This window comes from Streptomyces sp. Y7 (assembly GCF_043195415.1).
Classification (GTDB): domain Bacteria; phylum Actinomycetota; class Actinomycetes; order Streptomycetales; family Streptomycetaceae; genus Streptomyces.
Map to the genome: position 1 here is coordinate 114,565 of NZ_JBIDDQ010000003.1, position 19,467 is coordinate 134,031.

Consider the following 19,467-nt stretch of genomic DNA (forward strand, 5'->3'; position numbering starts at 1 on the left):
TTCCCCCACCACGCCCTATGACAGCCGTCACGACCTTTACGACTTGGTGACGGCCCTCCCTCTATACATGCACATACGGGACAGGCCGACGCCTCGGGCCGATCTTGTGGGGCAGTCCGCGGCACTTCCCCTCAGCGCGCATCGTTACCATGCGTGGACGCACATTCCGACGACCACTGACGACGACGAGGGACGGGCGAGCGCGTGGCCGAGGCGGCAGACTTCCAGGGGATGAGTCCCTCACCTGCCCGCCGCTGGTTGCGGCGCACCGGAGCATTGTTCGCCGGGGCACCCCTGCTGGCCGGCCTGCTTCAGCTGCCTGCCGCGGCGCCCTCACAGGCCGCCGCCCAGGACTCCCTCAAGGCCGCTTCCGACTCGAACGCCGTCTCCGTCGCTGTGGACTCGCTCACTCCGACCGTGCCCGGCGAGGACGACACGATCACCGTGTCCGGCACGGTGACCAACGAGGGCAAGCAGACCGTCACCGGTGCGCAGGTGGACCTGCGTCTCGGGGGCGCCCTGAACACCCGCTCGGCCATCGACGCGGTCGCCGGACGTACCGACTACCAGGAGGGGCTCGACGGGTCCCCGGTGGGCGGGAAGTACGTCAAGGAGTTCGCGAAGCTCACCCCGGGGGTCTCCCAGAGCTTCAGCATCTCTGTGCCGGTCGACAAGCTCGATCTCGGCGGCGACGGGGTCTACCCGTTCGCCGTCTCCCTGTCCGGTGAGACGTCGGCGCAGCCCTGGAACCACGTGCTGGGCATCGAGCGGACCTTCCTGCCGTGGCAGCCGGACGGGGCCGACACGAAGACGCGGACGACGGTTCTGTGGCCGCTCATCTCCACGTCCCACATGACGGCGCAGACCGGGTCCGACGAGTCCCAGACGCCGGTTTTCCACGACGACGACCTCGCGAAGGAGATCGCCCCCGGCGGGCGCCTCCAGCAGCTGGTGGCGCTCGGCAAGGCACTCGACGTCACCTGGGTGATCGACCCCGACCTGCTGGCCTCGGTGGACGCGATGACGGAGAGCTACCGCGTCCAGGGCGAGAGCGACACGACCACGGCGGGCACCCACCAGGGCGTCGCCAACCAGTGGCTGTCCGACCTCCAGGAGGCGGTGCAGGACAAGGAGGTCGTCGCCCTGCCCTTCGCCGACCCGGACCTGGCCTCCCTGGCGCACAACGGCACGAACGTCACCGGTTCCCTGAGTCACCTCAAGGAGGCCACCGACGTCGCCGCCGAAACCGTCGCGTCGGTGCTCCATGTGGAACCGACCACCGACTTCGCCTGGCCTGTGAACGGCGCCGTCGACCCGTCCATCGTCAAGGTCGCGACCTCCGCCGGCGCGGACAAGGTGATCGCCCGCAGCGACAGCCTGGTCGAAACGGGCGGCCTGCCCTACACGCCGTCGGCGGCCCGTCCCATCGGCGGCGGCACCACCGCGGTGGTCGCGGACGCACGGATGTCGACGGCGTTCCAGGGCAACCTGACCAGAGCGTCGAGCTCGACGCTGGCGGTCCAGAGGTTCCTCGCCCAGAGCCTGACGCTGAACCTCCAGTCGGACAGGCAGCGCAACATCGTCTTCGCCCCGCAGCGGATGCCCACGGCAAGCCAGGCTCAGGCGATGGCCGCGGCGGTGACCGCGCTCCAGGGCGGCTCCTGGTCGGAGTCCCAGGAGCTCACGGCCGCGGCCACGGCCAAGCCGGACTCCGGCGCCACCACGAAGATCCCGCCGACTTCCAGGTACCCTTCCACGCTGCGCAAGCAGGAGCTGCCGCGCTCGGCCTTCGAGCAGATCGCGACCACGCAGAACAAGCTCGACAACTTCAAGGTCATCCTCAGCGACCCGTCCCGCGTGGTCACCCCCTTCGGCCGGGCCATGAACCGCGAGATGTCCACGTCGTGGCGCGGCCGCTCCGCGGAGGCGGCCGACTTCCGCAACGGCGTCGAGGCGTACATCAACTCCCTGGCCGGTCAGGTCACCCTGATCGAGAAGTCCGAGATCAAGCTCTCGGGGCGCAGCGCCACGATCCCCGTCACCGTGCAGAACAACCTGGTGCAGGGCGTGGAGCACCTGGTGCTGCGGCTCACCTCCACGAGCCCGAGGCGACTGGAGATCGGCGGCGACACCTACGACGAGCAGCCCGTCTCGGTCTCCGGCGGACACAGCCAGACGGTGAAGTTCACCACCTCCGCCCAGGCCAACGGCCAGGCCAGGGTGATCGCCCAGCTGTACACGGAGGACGGCCAGGCGTACGGTCTGCCCGTCACCTTCGATGTGAAGGTCACCGAGTTCACGGCCACCGTGATGCTGGTCATCGGCGGCGGCTTCCTGTTGCTGGTCCTCGCCGGGTTCCGGATGTACACGCAGCGCAAGCGCGCAGCGGCCCGGGACGCGGAGGAGGGCGGCTCCCAGGAGACGGACACGGACGACGACGATCCGGAGAACCCGGAAGACCCCGCGGACCGTCTCACACCAGAGGACGTTCTCAAGGAGGAGTCCGGCACCGGTGACGGGGAAGACGCCCCGATGCAGCCGAGTGACCCGACCCCGGACACCGCAGCGGAAAGCGCCGACCCGTCCGGCACGGGTGAGAGAGTGGACCGTTGAGCGATGTCGTGGCCGGTGGGCCCGGGACGATGAGGTGGGGTAGCCATGAACGCGCCGTACGACGGTGACCGCGGCCAGGCTGCGGGCAGCTCGGGGCACCCCGAGGGCCCGCCGCCCGAGCCCGGCCAGGTGCCGCCGCAGCACCCCGCGGACATGTACCTCCAGGACGCCTACGACCAGGACCCCTACCGGGGCCAGGAGCTCTCCGCCCAGGACCCGGTCGCCGAGGCGCTGTACGACCGTGCCGCGCACCCGCCGCCCCCGCCGGGCACGTACCAGCCGCAGCAGCCCCTCTACTCCCAGCCGCCCCAGTCGCCGTACGCCCCCGACCCGCACGTGTGGGCCCAGACCCCGGCACCCGAGCCGGAGGGCCCGACCCAGTACCTGCCGTACGGTGACGACCCCCGTACGACCCAGTACGTGGGCGTCGACGACCTCGTCTCGCACTCCGCCGGGGAACAGCAGGAGCACGACGCCTTCGCTCACCTCTTCCGCGACCAGCAGCAGGGCGGCCACCCGCAGTACCAGGCGCCGCCCACGGTCCCGGCACCTTCTCCCGCGCCCGCCGCCGGCCCTACGCCCCCCGCGGGCGCCGAGACCGCCGCGCCCGCCCCCGCTCCCGCCCCCACCGGGAAGAAGGGCGGCCGGGCCGGCGGGCTGCTGAAGTCGAGTGCCGTCATGGCCGCCGGCACGATGGTCTCCCGGCTCACCGGCTTCGTCCGGTCCATGCTGATCGTCTCGGCCCTGGGCCTCGGCCTGCTCGGCGACTCCTTCCAGGTCGCCTACCAGCTGCCGACGATGATCTACATCCTGACCGTCGGCGGCGGCCTCAACTCCGTCTTCGTGCCGCAGCTCGTGCGCGCCATGAAGGACGACGAGGACGGCGGCGAGGCCTACGCGAACCGTCTGCTGACGCTGGTGATGGTGGCGCTCGCCGCCCTCACCGCGCTCGCGATGTACGCCGCCCCGCTGCTCGTCAGCGCGCTGTCCACCAAGGTCGCCAACGACCCCGCCGCCAACGACGTCGCGGTCACCTTCACCCGTTACTTCCTGCCCTCGATCTTCTTCATGGGCGTCCACGTGGTGATGGGCCAGATCCTCAACGCGCGCGGCCGCTTCGGCGCGATGATGTGGACCCCGGTCCTGAACAACATCGTCATCATCGTGACGCTCGGCATGTTCCTGTGGGTGTACGGCACCGCCGAGCACTCCGGCATGTCGGTCACGAGCATCCCGCCGGAGGGCCAGCGGCTCCTCGGCATCGGTGTCCTGCTCGGTCTGATCGTCCAGGCCCTGGCGATGATCCCGTATCTGCGCGAGACCGGCTTCCGGCTGCGGCTGCGCTTCGACTGGCGCGGCCACGGCCTCGGCAAGGCCGCCATGCTCGCCAAGTGGACCATCCTGTTCGTCCTCGCCAACCAGGCGGGCGCGCTCGTGGTCACCCAGCTGTCCACGGCCGCCGGAATCGCCTCCGACGAAGACGGCACCGGCTTCGCCGCCTACGCCAACGCCCAGCTGATCTGGGGCCTGCCGCAGGCCATCATCACCGTGTCCCTGATGGCCGCTCTGCTGCCGCGCATCTCGCGTTCGGCCGCGGAGGACGACCCGGGCGCCGTACGCGACGACATCTCCCAGGGCCTGCGTACGACAGCCGTGGCGATCGTGCCGCTCGCCTTCGGTTTCGTGGCGCTCGGCATCCCGATGTGCACGCTGATGTTCGGCTCCTCGGGCACGAGCGAAGCCACCAACATGGGCTACATGCTGATGGCCTTCGGTCTCGGCCTGATCCCCTACTCGGTCCAGTACGTCGTGCTGCGCGCCTTCTACGCCTACGAGGACACCCGCACCCCCTTCTACAACACGGTCATCGTGGCCGCGTGCAACGCGGGCGCGTCGGTGCTCTGCTTCCTCGTGCTGCCGGCCCGCTGGGCCGTGGTCGGCATGGCCGCCTCGTACGGCCTGGCCTACGCGATCGGCGTCGGTGTCGCCTGGAGCCGGCTGCGCAAGCGGCTCGGCGGCGACCTCGACGGCACCCGGGTGATGCGGACATACACGAGGCTCTGCATCGCCTCGGTGCCCGCGGCGATGCTGAGCGGCGCCGCCTGCTACGGAGTCAGCCGGACGCTCGGCCAGGGCGCGCTGGGTTCCCTCGCCGCTCTGCTGGCCGGTGGAGCGGTACTGCTCGGAGTCTTCTTCGTCGCCGCGCGCAGGATGCGCATCGACGAGCTCAACTCATTGGTCGGCATGGTTCGCGGGCGTCTGGGTCGCTGAACCGGGGTACGCGCACAACCATCGTCCGCCATCGCGTGTCGTGCATAGCGGCGGACTGTGGGCACAATTGGTTTCGGCGTCGGACGGCGCGCTCGGGGTCCAACGGCGCGCAATGGATGGGGAGGCAGGAACGACGGTGGCGGAACGGAGCACGGCTGCCGTCGACGTGGCAGACAACAGCGGCGACGAGCCGCTGACCGCTCAGGCGGACCAGTCCACGGCCGACGGGGTGGCCAAGAATCGGGAGCGGGTCACGGACATCGACGAGGCACAGGGGAGTGGCGGGACCGAGGGTCCCGGGAAGGCCTCACCGCCCGAACTGCACAGCGGCCACAAACTCGCCAGACGCTATCGCCTCGAGGAGTGCGTCACCCGTCTGGACGGTTTCAGCAGTTGGCGCGCGGTCGACGAGAAACTCCGTCGCGCCGTCGGCGTGCACATCCTGCCGGCGGATCACGTACGGGCGCGTTCCGTGCTGGCCGCGGCCCGCTCCTCCGCGTTGCTCGGTGACCCGCGCTTCGTCCAGGTGCTCGATGCCGTGGACGAGAACGACCTCGTCTACGTCGTCCACGAATGGCTCCCCGACGCCACGGAACTGACGACCCTTCTCGCCTCCGGCCCGCTCGAGGTGTACGACGCCTACCAGATGGTCACCCAGGTGTCCGCGGCGATGGCCGCGGCCCACCGCGAGGGTCTCGCCCATCTGCGGCTCAACCCGAACGCGGTGCTGCGTACGTCGACCGGGCAGTGGCGCATCCGCGGCCTGGCCGTGAACGCCGCGCTGCGGGGCATCAGCTCCGACACCCCTCAGCGCACCGACACGGAGGCCATCGGAGCGCTGCTGTACGCCGCGCTCACCCAGCGCTGGCCCTACGAGAGCGACGCCTACGGTCTGTCCGGGCTGCCCAAGGACGTCGGTCTGATCGCGCCCGACCAGGTGCGTGCCGGTGTCCACCGCGGGCTGTCCGAACTCGCGATGCGCGCGCTGGCCAACGACGGCGCGACCGCCTCCCGCCACGAGTCCGCGTGCACCACGCCGGAGGAACTGGTGAAGGCGATCGGCGAGATGCCCCGCATCCGCCCACCGGAGCCCTCGTTCACGGCACCGCCGGACTATCAGCGCACGACGTACCAGCAGGGCACGTACGGCCGTCAGACGCGTCCCGGGGTCACCCAGCAGGTGCCGACCCCGCCGCCCCCGCTGCAGAGCCGCACGGGCAAGGCGCTGAAGTGGGCCGTCTCGGCCCTCCTCATCGCAGCGCTGGGCCTCGGCAGCTGGCAGCTCGCGGACGCGCTCATGGACCAGGGCGGCAAGTCCGAGGACAACAACCAGACTCAGACGACGGACGACAACGACAAGGGCCCGGCGAAGCCCGCCAGCAAGCCGATCGCCATCGAGGGCGTCCAGGACTACGACCCGTTCGGCTCGGACGGCTCGGAGAACCCGAGGGACATAGACAAGATCTACGACTCCGCCTCAGGCACGTACTGGCAGACGAGCTACTACACCAGCGCCGACTTCGGTCGGTTGAAGTCGGGCGTCGGAGTCATCCTGGATCTCGGCAAGGTCCAGTCGGTCGGCAAGGTCACCATCAGCTTCATGGGCGACACGTCCGTCGAACTCCGTGCCGCCTCGGGCGACACCGGCTCGGCGCCGACGTCCTTCGACAGCTACCCCAAGGTGGCCTCGGGCTCCGGCACCACCGTGACGCTCAAGCCCGGCGACTCCCTCAAGTCCCGCTACCTTCTGGTCTGGCTGACCAATCTGCCGAAGCAGGTCGACGACGGCCAGTTCCGTGGCAGGGTCTTGGATGTCAAGGTGAGCAGCTGAGAGAGGGAGGGGGTCCGATGGCGGATGGCAACGCATACGGCGACACAAGCGATCAGGACCTCCTCGCCCTGCACGTAGAGGGCGACCCCGACGCCTTCGGCGAGATCGTACGGCGTCACCGCGACCGTCTCTGGGCCGTGGCGCTGCGGACGCTGGGCGACCGCGAGGAGGCCGCTGACGCCGTCCAGGACGCCCTCGTCTCGGCCTACCGGGCCGCCCACACCTTCAGGGGCCAGTCGGCCGTCACAACGTGGCTGCACCGCATCACGGTGAATGCCTGTCTGGACCGCGCCCGCAAGGCGGCCTCCCGGAAGACCTCCCCGGTCGACGACACCGAGCGCCTGGAGCAGCTCCTGGAGCCGCACGAGTCAGCCTCGGCGCCCGCGGAGCGCAACGATCTGCACCGCCAGCTGCTGGAAGCGCTCGGCACACTCCCGCCCGACCAGCGGGCGGCCCTCGTCCTGGTGGACATGCAGGGCTACCCCGTCGCCGAGGCCGCCCAGGTTCTCGACGTCCCGACGGGCACGGTCAAGAGCCGGTGCGCACGGGGCAGAGCCAGACTCCTGCCTCTCCTCACCCATCTGCGACCGGAAGGCGCCGGTGGCAAGGATCCCGGCGAGAGGCGGAACCGGACGCAGGGGACATCCGTCCCACCGGCAGCGGGTCCGGATGCCAGGAGGCCACAGGACACGGATCCGCGCGATTCAGGGCCGAGTGATTCAGCCGCAGTGAAGGGCGGAGGTGGGCGAGCGTGACATCCACGACAGACACGGCCGGGCACCCGGACGTCGCCGAGATCTCCGACCTCACCGAGGGCCTCCTCCCCCCGTCCAGGACTGCCGAGGTACGCCGGCATCTGGACGAGTGCGAGCTGTGTGCGGACGTCCACACCTCGCTGGAGGAGATCCGGGGACTGCTCGGCACTCTGCCCGGGCCGGCCCGGATGCCCTCGGATGTCGCGGAGCGCATCGACGCCGCGCTCGCCGCGGAGGCTCTGCTCAACGCCACGGCACCCCACGAGGCCGACGCGCCCACCCTTTCCGGCGGTGCCGACGCGGTCTCCGCTGTCGACGGCGCCAGGTCCACTGAGGACGACGGCACACGTGTTTCACGTGAAACATCGACAGCGGCGGACCGTCCGGCAGGCCACGCCCGCTCCTCCAGCACCGGCCCCGGCCGGAAGCGCCGCAAGAGGATGGGGCGCCGCAAGGTCGCCGTCCTGAGCGCAGCGTTCACGGCCGCTGCCCTGGGCCTCGGCTCGGTACTCCTGACCTCACTGATGGGTGGTGGAGGATCCGGCCCTTCGGCCGACGGTGGGCAGACCGCAGGCGACACCTTCTCCGCGGCGAAGCTGGAGCACCAGGTCGACGATCTCCTGGCCAAGAGCGAGAGCAGCGTCGGCCAGCCCCAGCCTCCGGAGAAGAGCCTGGGCATGAAAGGCGGGCCCGACACCGAGAGCCCGAAGATCCTGCGCGAGATCACCGTGCCCGAATGCGTTCAGAAGGGCATCGGCCGCGATGACGCGGCGCTCGCCGCTCAGGAGGGCAAGTTCCAGGGCAAGGACGTTCTCCTCGTCGTCCTCACCGATGCCTCGGATGCCGGCAAGGTCACTGCCTATCTCGTCGACGCGACCTGTGTGACACACCCGTCAACCACCAGTGCCAAGGTTCTCCTGACGGAGTCCTACGCACGTCCCTGAGAGTTCGACGGTTCGTCTTCGCCAGGCGTGGCAACCCCTACGGTGAGGCCGCACCGTGTGCCCGGACACAGCGGGAATGCGCGCCCCTTAGGATCCGTTGGGTGGGGTGAGAGTTCTGAAAGGGGCTCCCACCGGTCCGACGACGTATTCCAGAGACGAGGAATCAAGCCGTGAGCGACGTCCGAAACGTGATCATCATCGGCTCCGGGCCCGCCGGCTACACGGCGGCGCTCTACACCGCGCGCGCGTCGCTGAAGCCGCTGGTGTTCGAGGGCGCAGTCACCGCTGGCGGTGCGCTCATGAACACGACCGACGTGGAGAACTTCCCGGGTTTCCAGGACGGCATCATGGGCCCCGAGCTCATGGACAACATGCGCTCCCAGGCCGAGCGCTTCGGAGCCGAGCTCGTCCCGGACGACATCGTCAACGTCGACCTGAGCGGTGAGATCAAGACCGTCACCGACACCGCGGGCACGGTCCACCGTGCGAAGGCCGTCATCGTCGCGACCGGCTCGCAGCACCGCAAGCTCGGCCTGCCGAACGAGGACGCGCTCTCCGGTCGTGGCGTCTCGTGGTGTGCCACCTGTGACGGCTTCTTCTTCAAGGACCAGGACATCGCCGTGATCGGCGGCGGCGACACCGCGATGGAGGAGGCGACCTTCCTCTCGCGCTTCGCCAAGTCCGTGACGATCGTCCACCGCCGGGACACCCTGCGCGCCTCCAAGGCGATGCAGGAGCGTGCCTTCGCGGACCCGAAGATCAAGTTCGTCTGGGACAGCGAGGTTGCCGAGGTCCAGGGCGAGCAGAAGCTCTCCGGCCTGAAGCTGCGCAACATCAAGACCGGCGAGCTCTCGGACCTGGCGGTCACCGGCCTGTTCATCGCCATCGGCCACGACCCGCGCACCGAGCTGTTCAAGGGTCAGCTGGAGCTGGACGAGGAGGGCTACCTCAAGGTCAGTGCCCCCTCGACCCGCACCAACCTCGCCGGCGTCTTCGGCGCCGGCGATGTGGTCGACCACACCTACCGCCAGGCCATCACCGCGGCCGGCACCGGCTGTTCCGCCGCCCTCGACGCCGAGCGCTTCCTCGCCGCCCTGGCGGACGAGGAGAAGGCCGAGCCCGAGAAGACCTCCGTCTGACCCCCCATCCTCCCCACGCACCGATCAGTTAAGGAGCCCGCCGTGGCCGGCACCCTGAAGAACGTGACCGACGACTCCTTCGACCAGGACGTCCTCAAGAGCGACAAGCCCGTCCTGGTGGACTTCTGGGCCGCCTGGTGCGGTCCGTGCCGTCAGATTGCGCCGTCCCTCGAGGCGATCGCCGCCGAGCACGGCGACAAGATCGAGATCGTCAAGCTCAACATCGACGAGAACCCGGGTACGGCCGCCAAGTACGGCGTCATGTCCATCCCGACGCTGAACGTCTACCACAACGGTGAGGTCGCCAAGACGATCGTCGGCGCGAAGCCGAAGGCCGCGATCCTCCGCGACCTCGAGGACTTCATCGCCGAGTGATGTTTCACGTGAAACACGAATGGGCCAACCCCTTTGGGTTGGCCCATTCGCTTTAGAGAGGCCGCAGCACCGGTTCCTTCTGTACGGCGCCCAGAAGCCGGTCGATCGCCATCTCCACGTCTTCCTTCCAGGACAGGGTCGTCCGCAGCTCCAGCCGCAGACGCGGGGAGGTGGGATGCGGACGGACCGTCTTGAAGCCCACGGCCAGAAGATGATCCGCGGGCAGCACACACGCCGGCTCTTTCCACCGAGCGTCTCCGAAGGCCTCGATCGCTTTGAAGCCCCGTCGCAACAAATCCTTGGCGACCGTCTGGACCATCACTCGGCCCAGCCCCTGCCCCTGATAGCCCGGCATGATGAAGGCCGTCATCAACTGCACCGCGTCCGGCGAGACAGGGCTCGTGGGAAACGCGGTCGCGCGAGGGACGTAGGCCGGGGGCGCGTACAGCACGAAGCCGACGGGCACTTCGTCGACGTAGACGACTCGCCCGCAGGAACCCCAGTCCAACAGGACGGCGGAGATCCAGGCTTCCTTCTCGAGCGCGGAAGTACCGGCCTTTACCGCTGCCTCACCGCTGACCGGGTCCAATTCCCAGAAGACACACGAGCGGCAGCGCTTGGGAAGGTCCGGAAGGTTGTCCAGCGTGAGCGGTACGAGCCGACGCCCCATGAAGGCTGATCCTCGCTTCCTTCGCCCGCGGCATCGCGAGCGGCTGTCAGGGCGCTTCGTTCCCTGAGCAGGCTGCCGACGAATCCGCCGACCGCGCCCAACCCAAGACCCGCGCTCACCAGTCCGGTGCGGCTCACCGTTCGCATGGACCCCGCCTCCCCTAAGAGGTCTGCCAGGTGGATGCGCCATACCCGATCGCATCGTATCCACGATGCGATTCCATCGATACCGCCAGAAAGCAAAGTGCGGGCCGTGTTCCGGTACACACCGGACACGGCCCGCATGAACGAGTCGGAGAGGCGACCGACGGTCGAGCCTCAGTCCTCGATCTCCTCGTCGCCCTCCTCGGCCAGCAGGCTCTTCTGCAAGGCGAGCTTCTCGCCCGGAGCAAGCGTGCTGAGGATCCGCTCGAGGTCGTCCGGAGAGGCGAACTCGACGGTGATCTTGCCCTTCTTCTGACCGAGTTCGACCTTCACGCGCGTCTCGAAGCGATCCGAGAGCCGGGTCGCGAGGTCGGACAGGGCCGGCGAAGGAACGGAGCCAGCCCGGGGTCCCCTGGAGCGCGTGGTCTTCTGCGGCCGCGAGCCCATCAGGGTCACGATCTCTTCGACGGACCGTACGGAGAGACCCTCAGCCACCACCCGGTAGGCCAGCCGCTCCTGCTCCTCCGGGTCTTCGACGGAGAGGAGCGCCCGGGCATGACCGGCGGACAGCACCCCGGCCGCCACCCGGTTCTGAACCTTGGGCGAGAGCCTCAGCAGACGCAGCGTGTTGGAGACCTGCGGCCGCGAACGGCCGATACGGTCGGCCAACTGGTCATGCGTGCAGTTGAAGTCCTTCAGCAGCTGATCGTAGGCAGCCGCCTCTTCGATCGGGTTCAGCTGGGCGCGGTGCAGGTTCTCCAGCAACGCGTCCAGGAGCAGCTTCTCGTCGTCCGTGGCCCGCACGATCGCCGGGATCGCTTCGAGGCCGGCCTCACGGCATGCCCGCCAGCGACGCTCACCCATGATGAGTTCGTAGCGCGAGGGAGCGATCTGCCGCACGACGATCGGCTGCAGGAGACCGACCTCCTGGATGGAGGTGACGAGCTCCTGGAGCGCGTCCTCGTCGAAGATCTCACGGGGCTGACGCGGGTTCGGCGTGATCTCGTCGAGAGGGATCTCCGCGAAGTGAGCACCCATGGGAGCGCTGGGCGTCTCCACGGCGTCGCTCGCGAACGGCTCCTCGGTTTCATGTGAAACAGGCGGCAGCGTAGCCACCTTGGCCGCGGCCACGCCACGGTCGGTCAGCACCGGCATCGCGGCCGGGGAGACGGAAACAGCTCCCCCTACCGCAGGCGGGGGCACCGTCTTCTCCGTCGGTGCCGCGGGGATCAGTGCGCCGAGTCCACGACCCAAACCCCTCCGTCGCTCGCTCACTGGATACCCTCCACCATGCTCGGGTTGCTCTGGGCACCGAAGTGGCCGTTCGTCGGGTCGTAGCTGACACCGACGCCCTTCAGCGCGATTTCTCGTGCGGCCTCAAGATAGGACAAGGCACCGCTCGATCCTGGATCGTAAGTCAGCACCGTCTGCCCATAGCTCGGCGCCTCCGAGATACGGACCGAGCGGGGAATGCTCGTCCGCAGCACCTCATCGCCGAAGTGGTTGCGTACCTCGTCCGCGACCTGAGAAGCGAGCCGCGTCCGCCCGTCGTACATGGTGAGCAGGATCGTCGAGACATGCAGGGCAGGGTTGAGGTGCCCCCGCACGAGGTCGACGTTGCGCAGCAGCTGTCCCAGCCCCTCCAGCGCGTAGTACTCGCACTGAATCGGGATCAGAACCTCCTGCCCGGCCACCAGCGCGTTGACCGTCAGCAGGCCGAGCGAGGGCGGGCAGTCGATGAGGACGTAGTCCAGCGGCTGCTCGTAGGCCTGGATGGCCCGCTCGAGACGGCTCTCACGTGCCACCAGGGACACCAGCTCGATCTCCGCACCGGCGAGATCGATCGTGGCGGGGGCACAGAAGAGACCCTCGACATCGGGGACCGGCTGTACGACTTCGGCCAGCGGCTTACTCTCGACCAGCACGTCGTAGATCGAAGGAACTTCGGCGTGATGGTCGATCCCCAGGGCAGTGGACGCGTTGCCCTGCGGGTCGAGGTCGATGACCAGTACCCGGCCGCCGTGCAGGGCGAGCGACGCGGCAAGGTTGACGGTTGTCGTCGTCTTACCCACGCCCCCCTTCTGGTTGGCGACCACCATGACACGGGTCTGCTCGGGCCGTGGCAGGCCCTCGCCGGCGCGGCCGAGAGCCTCCACCGCCAGTTGGGCAGCACGACCGATGGGAGTGTCGTCCATCGGGGGCGGTGTTTCACGTGAAACATCGTCCCCCATCGACTCGGTACGGGGACCGGGGACCGGATCGGTCATCGGTCCCGCGATGTTGGCGTCGGACCGCAAGGATTCACTCTCCTCGACTTCAGGCTCGCTATGAACAGAGCCTCCCATGCCTTCGGGGTCGTGAACCAGTGAGGCCTGTTGTTCTGTGGAGAAATCCACCTCTGTGGAAACCTCCGTGCCCCTCCAGGGGGACGGAGAGTCGTCGGAAGCACCCTCTCTGAGGGAACCGAGGGGCTTTCGGTCACGCGGTTCGGCAGCGCGGCCGCGGCTGATGATGCCGTGCAGCAGTGAGCGACGTTTCACGTGAAACACGATGCACAGCAGCCGAGGCCGAACTGTCGCGACACTCCGGCATGGGTAGGTTTGCCAGCTTGTGTGGAGTACGTCTCGTCGTCAGGACGGATCAGCGTCGTCGACGGGCCCGTCCCGTCCTGGCGGCCTTCGCCCGCTTCGCTGCGAAGCGCACACCGCCCGGGCTCTCCCCGACCTCGACGCGCACGACCGTGGACATCGGATCCACCACGCCTTCGCCCACATGGAGGATCGAGGTCTCCACCGCACCCAGCTTGCTCAGCGCGGTCGCCGCGCTCTTCAGCTCTTCCTCAGCGGTGTCGCCCTTGAGCGCCAGCATCTCGCCGTAGGGGCGCAGCAGCGGGATGCCCCAGGTGGCCAGGCGGTCCAGTGGAGCGACGGCACGGGCGGTCACGACATGCACCGGCGGGAGCTGCCCCATGACCTCCTCGGCGCGGCCACGCACGACGGTCACATGGTCGAGCCCGAGCAGCTCCACGACCTCCGTCAGGAAGTTCGTACGCCGCAGCAGAGGTTCCAGGAGAGTGATCTTCAGGTCCTCGCGGACCAGGGCCAGAGGGATGCCGGGCAGGCCGGCCCCCGAGCCGACGTCGCACACCGTCACACCCTCGGGAACGACCTCCGAAAGCACCGCGCAGTTCAGCAGATGGCGCTCCCACAGGCGGGGTACCTCTCGCGGGCCGATCAGGCCGCGCTGCACACCCGCCTCGGCGAGCAGCTCGGCGTAGCGGACCGCGTCTGCGTAGCGATCGCCGAACACCTCACGTGCCTGTTCGGGCACAGGGGGAAGCTCCGCAGCCTCCGTCACGGGGGACCGTCCTTCCGTACCGCGCCGGCACCCGGGCGCCGACCACCAGAACCACCAGAACTAACAGGCTGACAAAGTTCGGCCCCGCCTGCGCACAGACGGGGCCGGACGAAACGTGGGGACCGATCAGGCGGGAAGGACGACGACGAACCGCTGCGGCTCCTCGCCCTCGGACTCGCTCCGCAGGCCCGCCGACTTCACCGCATCGTGCACGACCTTGCGCTCGAACGGCGTCATCGGCTTCATCTTCACCGGCTCGCCGGTGCTCTTGACCTCGGCGGCGGCCTTGGCGCCCAGTTCGGAGAGCTCCGCGCGCTTCTGGGCCCGGTAGCCCGCGATGTCCAGCATCAGCCGGCTGCGGTCCCCGGTCTCCCGGTGCACGGCCAGCCGCGTGAGCTCCTGAAGCGCCTCCAGCACCTCGCCCTCACGCCCGACCAGCTTCTGCAGGTCTCGGCCGCCCGCGTCGCTGATGATCGAGACAGCGGCGCGGTCGGCCTCGACGTCCATGTCGATGTCGCCGTCGAGATCGGCGATGTCGAGCAGACCTTCGAGGTAGTCCGCCGCGATCTCGCCCTCCTGCTCCAGGCGGGTCAGGGTGTCTACACCCTCGGCAGCGGCGGAGGTGGTGCCTTCCGTCACGGGATGGGCTCCTTCTTACTTCTTGGACGGGGACTTGGGGCGCTGCGGACCGCCCTTGCGCTGCCCGGACTGGGCCTTGCTGCGGCCGCCACTGCCGGGCTTGGACGCGGCCTTCTTGGCGGCATCGGGCTTGGCGGTGTCGGGCTTGGCGTCCTCGGGCTCGGCCTTCTCGAGCGAGGTCGGCTCACCTGCCTGCTTCGGATGGCCGGACTGGCGCTGCGACTTGCTCTGCCGCTTCGGCTGCTGCCGCTTGGACGTGGCGGTGGTCGGCGTACCGTCCTCGGCCACGGTGGCGACGGCGGCATCGCTCTTCATCACGGTGCCGTCGGCCTGCGCCGCGAGGCCGGCCTTGGACAGGCCGTTGATGAACTTGCGCTCGAACTCGTTGCGGTCGCGGCCCTTGGCGACGATGGCCTTGATGATGGCGCGCTCGCCCCGGCGGCGGGTCTTGCCGTGGTTCGTGACGTGCTTGGTCAGACGCTCCAGGTAGGCGGCCTGAGCCTTGGAACCCGGGGTCGGGTTGTTGTGGATGACGTACATCTGCTGGCCCATGGTCCACACGTTGGTGGTCAGCCAGTAGACGAGGACACCGACCGGGAAGTTGATGCCGAAGACGGCGAACATGACCGGGAAGACGTACATCAGCATCTTCTGCTGCTGCATGAACGGCGTCTTCACCGTGGTGTCGACGTTCTTCGTCATCAGCTGGCGCTGCGTGTAGAACTGCGACGCCGACATCAGGACGATCATGACCGCGGTGACGATGCGGACGGTCGTCAGCGAGGCGTCCAGCGCGGTGACGTCAGCAGAGCTGTCGGTGAACTTCGCGGCCAGCGGGGCCCCGAAGATGTGCGCCTTCTGCGCGCTCTCCAGCAGGCTCTGGTTGATGACACCGATGGTGTCGTTGTTCGCGATGCTGTTGAGCACGTGGTACAGGGCGAAGAAGAACGGCGACTGCGCCAGGATGGGAAGGCACGAGGAGAGCGGGTTGGTACCCGTCTCCTTGTACAGCTTCATCATCTCTTCGGACTGGCGCTGTTTGTCGTTCTTGTAGCGCTCCTGGATCTTCTTCATCTCGGGCTGCAGCGTCTGCATGGCCCGGGTCGCCTTGATCTGCTTCACGAAGAGCGGGATCAGGCAGATACGGATCAGAATCACCAGGGACACGATGGACAGGCCCCAGGCCCATCCGGTGTCAGGGCCGAAGATGGCGCCGTACACCGAGTGGAACTGGACGATGACCCAGGAAACGGGTGTCGTGATGAAGCTGAAGAGGCTGGCAATCGTGTCCACTAATCATGCTCCTTGGACATGGGACGGGGTCTCTGCGGCCGGGCTCGAAGGAACATCACCTTCGATGGCCGTCTCGGCGGCGGAGGGCCCGCCCTTCCGTGCGCGCCACGCGTTGCGCACCATCTCGTGCCAGCGCGGGCGCTTGCGCGGCGGGACATGGTCCACACCACCCAGTGACCACGGGTTGCACCGCAGGATGCGCCAGGCGGTGAGCGCCGTGCCCTTGATCGCACCGTGCCGGTCGATGGCCGTGTACCCGTAGTGGGAGCACGACGGGTAGTACTTGCACACCGGTCCGAGCAGCGGACTGATCGTCCACTGGTACAGCTTGATCAGAGCCAGCAGTGGGTACTTCATCGCGCGCCCCCTCCCAGCAGCCGCTGCAGAGCGGCATCCAGGTCTCGGGCCAGCTGTGCATGGTCGGCATCACCCGAACCGGGCAACGCTCGTACGACTACCAGGCTACCGGGGGGCAGCTGGTCGACTCTGTCGCGCATCAGATGGCGAAGCCTGCGCTTCACCTTGTTCCGTACGACCGCGCCACCCACAGCCTTGCTCACGACGAAACCCGCACGCGTCGGGGGAGCGCTCTCCCCAGGCGCGTGCGGGTCCGTGGCACCGCTACGAAAGTGGACGACGAGTGTCGGGCGGCCTGCCCGGCGACCCCGTCGTACCGCGGTCGCGAAGTCCTCGCGCCGCCTCAGCCGGTTCTCGGTGGGCAGCACGGCGTCATGACCTGATCAGGATCAGGCGGACAGGCTGGCGCGACCCTTGCTACGGCGGTTCGCGAGAATCGCGCGGCCCGCACGGGTACGCATCCGCAGGCGGAAGCCGTGGGTCTTCGCGCGACGACGGTTGTTCGGCTGGAAGGTGCGCTTGCTCACTCGGGGGCTCCAGAGATAAATCGGTGTTTGGCGGGTGCCGTCCTGGCTGTCACCGTGCGCCCACGAGTAGCTCGCAGTTACGCCCGAGTGCACCGCTTCCCGATCACCTGACGTGATCTGTGCCCATCGGAGGCAGGCGGCAGCAGCCATCGACAACTCGACCTGGTTACGGTACGCGCGGCTACGCCATCCGGTCAAACCAGAGGTCGCTGAGAGACACTATCCACAGGCTGGGGAACAACTTGAACCGCACCCGCCGCCCTGACTACCGTGGCTGGACTCCGATTCGTTCCCTTGTCCCCTTGATTCTGGCTCCACCCCTTTGAATCCCGACCCGTCCCACAATCACACGTTCGTGGGACCCGTGAGAGAGCGTGCCCTGTGGCTGACGTACCTGCCGATCTTGCCGCAGTGTGGCCACGAGTTCTGGAGCAACTTCTCGGCGAGGGCCGCGGGCAGGGCGTGGAGGGCAAGGACGAGCACTGGATCCGGCGCTGCCAGCCCCTCGCGCTCGTAGCGGACACCGCCCTGCTCGCCGTACCGAACGAATTTGCGAAGGGCGTACTGGAGGGCCGTCTGGCCCCGATCGTCAGCGACACCCTGAGCCGCGAGTGCGGCCGGCCGATCCGCATCGCGATCACCGTCGACGACTCCGCCGGCGAGCCCCCGGCCCCGCCGGTGCCCCAGCCCCCGCCGCAGCCCCGCTACGAGGAGCCCGAGCTCCCGTCGTACGAGAGCTACGGCCGCCACCGCGCCGACGACCAGATGTCCGGCCCCTCCGACCAGCTGCCCACGGCCCGCCCGGCCTACCCGGGCGAGTACCAGCGCCCCGAGCACGCCCCCGGCAGCTGGCCGCGGCCGACGCAGGACGAGTACAGCTGGCAGCAACAGCGGCTCGGCTTCCCCGAGCGGGACCCGTACGCCTCGCCTTCGCAGGACCACTACCAGCAGGACTCCTACGGCGGGCCCTCGCAGGACTACCGCCCGCAGCCGATGGACCGGCCGTCGTACGACGGGCACCGCTCGGAGTACGAGCAGCACCGCTCCGACTACGACAAGCACCGCTCCGAGTACGAGCAGAAGCGGCCCGACTACGACAAGCCGCGCGGTGACTACGACCGCGGGGACTACGACCGTGACGCCCGCCGTGAGCTGCCCGAGCCGCCCGTCGGCTCCGGTCATGTGCACCGCGGCGGCCCCGTCGGCCCCGGTCTGCCGGCCACTGGCGCCCCCGGCCCGCTGGCCGCGCAGCCGGCGCCCGCGCCGGGCCCCGGCGAGCCGACCGCGCGGCTGAACCCGAAGTACCTCTTCGACACGTTCGTCATCGGCGCCTCCAACCGCTTCGCGCACGCGGCCGCGGTCGCCGTCGCCGAGGCGCCCGCGAAGGCCTACAACCCCCTGTTCATCTATGGGGAGTCGGGCCTCGGCAAGACCCACCTGCTGCACGCGATCGGGCACTACGCGCGCAGCCTCTACCCGGGCACGCGCGTGCGGTACGTGAGCTCGGAGGAGTTCACGAACGAGTTCATCAACTCCATCCGCGACGGCAAGGGCGACAGCTTCCGCAAGCGGTACCGGGAGATGGACATCCTGCTCGTCGACGACATCCAGTTCCTGGCGGACAAGGAGTCGACGCAGGAGGAGTTCTTCCACACCTTCAACACGCTCCACAACGCCAACAAGCAGATCGTGCTCTCCAGCGACCGGCCGCCCAAGCAGCTGGTCACCCTGGAGGACCGGCTGCGGAACCGTTTCGAGTGGGGTCTGATCACCGACGTGCAGCCGCCCGAGCTGGAGACGCGTATCGCGATCCTGCGCAAGAAGGCGGTCCAGGAGCAGCTCAACGCCCCGCCGGAGGTACTGGAGTTCATCGCCTCCCGCATCTCGCGCAACATCCGCGAGCTGGAGGGCGCGCTGATCCGGGTGACGGCGTTCGCCTCGCTCAACCGGCAGCCGGTGGACCTGGGCCTGACGGAGATCGTCCTCAAGGACCTGATCCCCGGCGGCGACGACGCCACGCCGGAGATCACCTCCACGGCCATCATGAGCGCGACCGCCGACTACTTCGGTCTCACGGTCGAGGACCTGTGCGGCAGCTCGCGCGGCCGCCAGCTGGTCACGGCCCGGCAGATCGCCATGTACCTGTGCCGCGAGCTGACGGACCTGTCGCTGCCGAAGATCGGCGCGCTGTTCGGCGGCCGCGACCACACCACGGTGATGCACGCGGACCGCAAGATCCGCAATCTGATGGCCGAGCGGCGCTCCATCTACAACCAGGTCACCGAGCTCACCAACCGCATCAAGAACGGCTGACGGAGCCCGCCGGCACCGGGCCGCGAGGCCTGTTCGTACGTCACTGAGGGCGCTTCGGGACGAGATCCCGGGGCGCCCTTCGTCATGCCGCCGACTCCAGCTGTTCGAATAGCTGCCGGGTTACGGCCACTCTCCACAGATTCGGTGACTTTCTGGCGTCCACACCCTGGGGACTGGGAAGTTGTCCAGACTGTGTCCACAGCGGCCCCTGTTGAAAGACGATCAGACCAGGTCAACTGC

The 19,467-nt window shown here is 68.6% G+C and carries 17 protein-coding genes; 8 read left to right on the plus strand and 9 right to left on the minus strand.

Features of this window, described 5'->3' with window-relative positions; all coding sequences use genetic code 11:
- Positions 1-204 precede the first annotated feature (204 nt).
- From ACGFW6_RS11610 to trxA, 7 genes are all read left to right on the plus strand, one after another.
- Positions 205-2,613, plus strand: a complete 2,409-nt coding sequence (locus tag ACGFW6_RS11610) for a DUF6049 family protein (protein ID WP_393507173.1) — start codon at positions 205-207, stop codon at positions 2,611-2,613.
- A 45-nt stretch (positions 2,614-2,658) separates the two neighbouring features.
- Positions 2,659-4,884 (plus strand): murein biosynthesis integral membrane protein MurJ, encoded by a 2,226-nt coding sequence (gene murJ / locus ACGFW6_RS11615; RefSeq protein WP_393507175.1) that lies wholly within the window; start codon positions 2,659-2,661, stop codon positions 4,882-4,884.
- A 136-nt stretch (positions 4,885-5,020) separates the two neighbouring features.
- Complete coding sequence (locus ACGFW6_RS11620; protein WP_393507177.1) at positions 5,021-6,715, plus strand: protein kinase family protein; 1,695 nt, start codon at positions 5,021-5,023, stop codon at positions 6,713-6,715.
- A 17-nt stretch (positions 6,716-6,732) separates the two neighbouring features.
- On the plus strand, positions 6,733-7,470 hold the full coding sequence (gene sigM, locus ACGFW6_RS11625; protein ID WP_393507179.1) for an RNA polymerase sigma factor SigM: 738 nt from the start codon (positions 6,733-6,735) through the stop codon (positions 7,468-7,470).
- Positions 7,467-8,414 carry an anti-sigma factor family protein gene (locus ACGFW6_RS11630; protein ID WP_393507181.1) on the plus strand — a complete coding sequence of 316 codons (948 nt, stop codon included), beginning with the start codon at positions 7,467-7,469 and terminating at the stop codon, positions 8,412-8,414. Before sigM ends, ACGFW6_RS11630 begins: the two co-directional genes overlap by 4 nt.
- 170 nt (positions 8,415-8,584) lie before the next feature.
- Entirely contained in the window at positions 8,585-9,553 is a 969-nt protein-coding gene (gene trxB / locus ACGFW6_RS11635; RefSeq protein ID WP_393507182.1) for a thioredoxin-disulfide reductase, read from the plus strand.
- Positions 9,554-9,595: 42 nt separating this feature from the next.
- Positions 9,596-9,928, plus strand: a complete 333-nt coding sequence (gene trxA, locus ACGFW6_RS11640; protein ID WP_380849767.1) for a thioredoxin — start codon at positions 9,596-9,598, stop codon at positions 9,926-9,928.
- A 52-nt stretch (positions 9,929-9,980) separates the two neighbouring features.
- On the opposite strand, the gene ACGFW6_RS11645 is transcribed toward trxA, so the two are convergent.
- From ACGFW6_RS11645 to rpmH, 9 genes are all read right to left on the minus strand, one after another.
- The gene (locus ACGFW6_RS11645; RefSeq protein ID WP_393507185.1) at positions 9,981-10,598 is read right to left on the minus strand and encodes a GNAT family N-acetyltransferase; all 618 of its coding nucleotides are present in this window, start codon (positions 10,596-10,598) and stop codon (positions 9,981-9,983) included.
- A 317-nt stretch (positions 10,599-10,915) separates the two neighbouring features.
- On the minus strand, positions 10,916-12,016 hold the full coding sequence (locus tag ACGFW6_RS11650; protein ID WP_393507186.1) for a ParB/RepB/Spo0J family partition protein: 1,101 nt from the start codon (positions 12,014-12,016) through the stop codon (positions 10,916-10,918).
- On the minus strand, positions 12,013-13,086 hold the full coding sequence (locus ACGFW6_RS11655; RefSeq protein ID WP_393507821.1) for a ParA family protein: 1,074 nt from the start codon (positions 13,084-13,086) through the stop codon (positions 12,013-12,015). Before ACGFW6_RS11655 ends, ACGFW6_RS11650 begins: the two co-directional genes overlap by 4 nt.
- Before the next feature lie 295 nt (positions 13,087-13,381).
- Positions 13,382-14,098 (minus strand): 16S rRNA (guanine(527)-N(7))-methyltransferase RsmG, encoded by a 717-nt coding sequence (gene rsmG, locus ACGFW6_RS11660; protein WP_393507188.1) that lies wholly within the window; start codon positions 14,096-14,098, stop codon positions 13,382-13,384.
- 126 nt (positions 14,099-14,224) lie between these two features.
- Entirely contained in the window at positions 14,225-14,737 is a 513-nt protein-coding gene (locus ACGFW6_RS11665; protein ID WP_393507190.1) for a protein jag, read from the minus strand.
- A gap of 15 nt (positions 14,738-14,752) precedes the next feature.
- On the minus strand, positions 14,753-16,030 hold the full coding sequence (gene yidC / locus ACGFW6_RS11670; protein ID WP_393507192.1) for a membrane protein insertase YidC: 1,278 nt from the start codon (positions 16,028-16,030) through the stop codon (positions 14,753-14,755).
- A gap of 3 nt (positions 16,031-16,033) precedes the next feature.
- A complete protein-coding gene (gene yidD / locus ACGFW6_RS11675) occupies positions 16,034-16,387 on the minus strand; it encodes a membrane protein insertion efficiency factor YidD (protein ID WP_030947151.1) in 354 nt (117 codons plus the stop codon).
- Positions 16,384-16,755, minus strand: coding sequence for a ribonuclease P protein component (gene rnpA / locus ACGFW6_RS11680; RefSeq protein ID WP_392855800.1), 372 nt, complete (start codon positions 16,753-16,755; stop codon positions 16,384-16,386). The genes yidD and rnpA overlap by 4 nt, the downstream gene beginning before the upstream one ends.
- 21 nt (positions 16,756-16,776) lie before the next feature.
- Positions 16,777-16,914 (minus strand): 50S ribosomal protein L34, encoded by a 138-nt coding sequence (rpmH, locus tag ACGFW6_RS11685; RefSeq protein WP_005482975.1) that lies wholly within the window; start codon positions 16,912-16,914, stop codon positions 16,777-16,779.
- A 381-nt stretch (positions 16,915-17,295) separates the two neighbouring features.
- On the opposite strand from rpmH, the gene dnaA reads away from it, so the two are divergent.
- Positions 17,296-19,227, plus strand: a complete 1,932-nt coding sequence (gene dnaA / locus ACGFW6_RS11690; RefSeq protein WP_393507194.1) for a chromosomal replication initiator protein DnaA — start codon at positions 17,296-17,298, stop codon at positions 19,225-19,227.
- Positions 19,228-19,467 lie beyond the last annotated feature (240 nt).

Excerpts from the sequence above, each read along its gene's own strand:
- ACGFW6_RS11645 (WP_393507185.1), bottom strand. The coding sequence starts at position 10,598 with ATGGGGCGTCGGCTCGTACCGCTCACGCTGGACAACCTTCCGGACCTT.
- murJ (WP_393507175.1), top strand. The coding sequence starts at position 2,659 with ATGAACGCGCCGTACGACGGTGACCGCGGCCAGGCTGCGGGCAGCTCG.
- ACGFW6_RS11655 (WP_393507821.1), bottom strand. The coding sequence starts at position 13,086 with ATGGGAGGCTCTGTTCATAGCGAGCCTGAAGTCGAGGAGAGTGAATCC.
- yidD (WP_030947151.1), bottom strand. The coding sequence starts at position 16,387 with ATGAAGTACCCACTGCTGGCTCTGATCAAGCTGTACCAGTGGACGATC.
- sigM (WP_393507179.1), top strand. The coding sequence starts at position 6,733 with ATGGCGGATGGCAACGCATACGGCGACACAAGCGATCAGGACCTCCTC.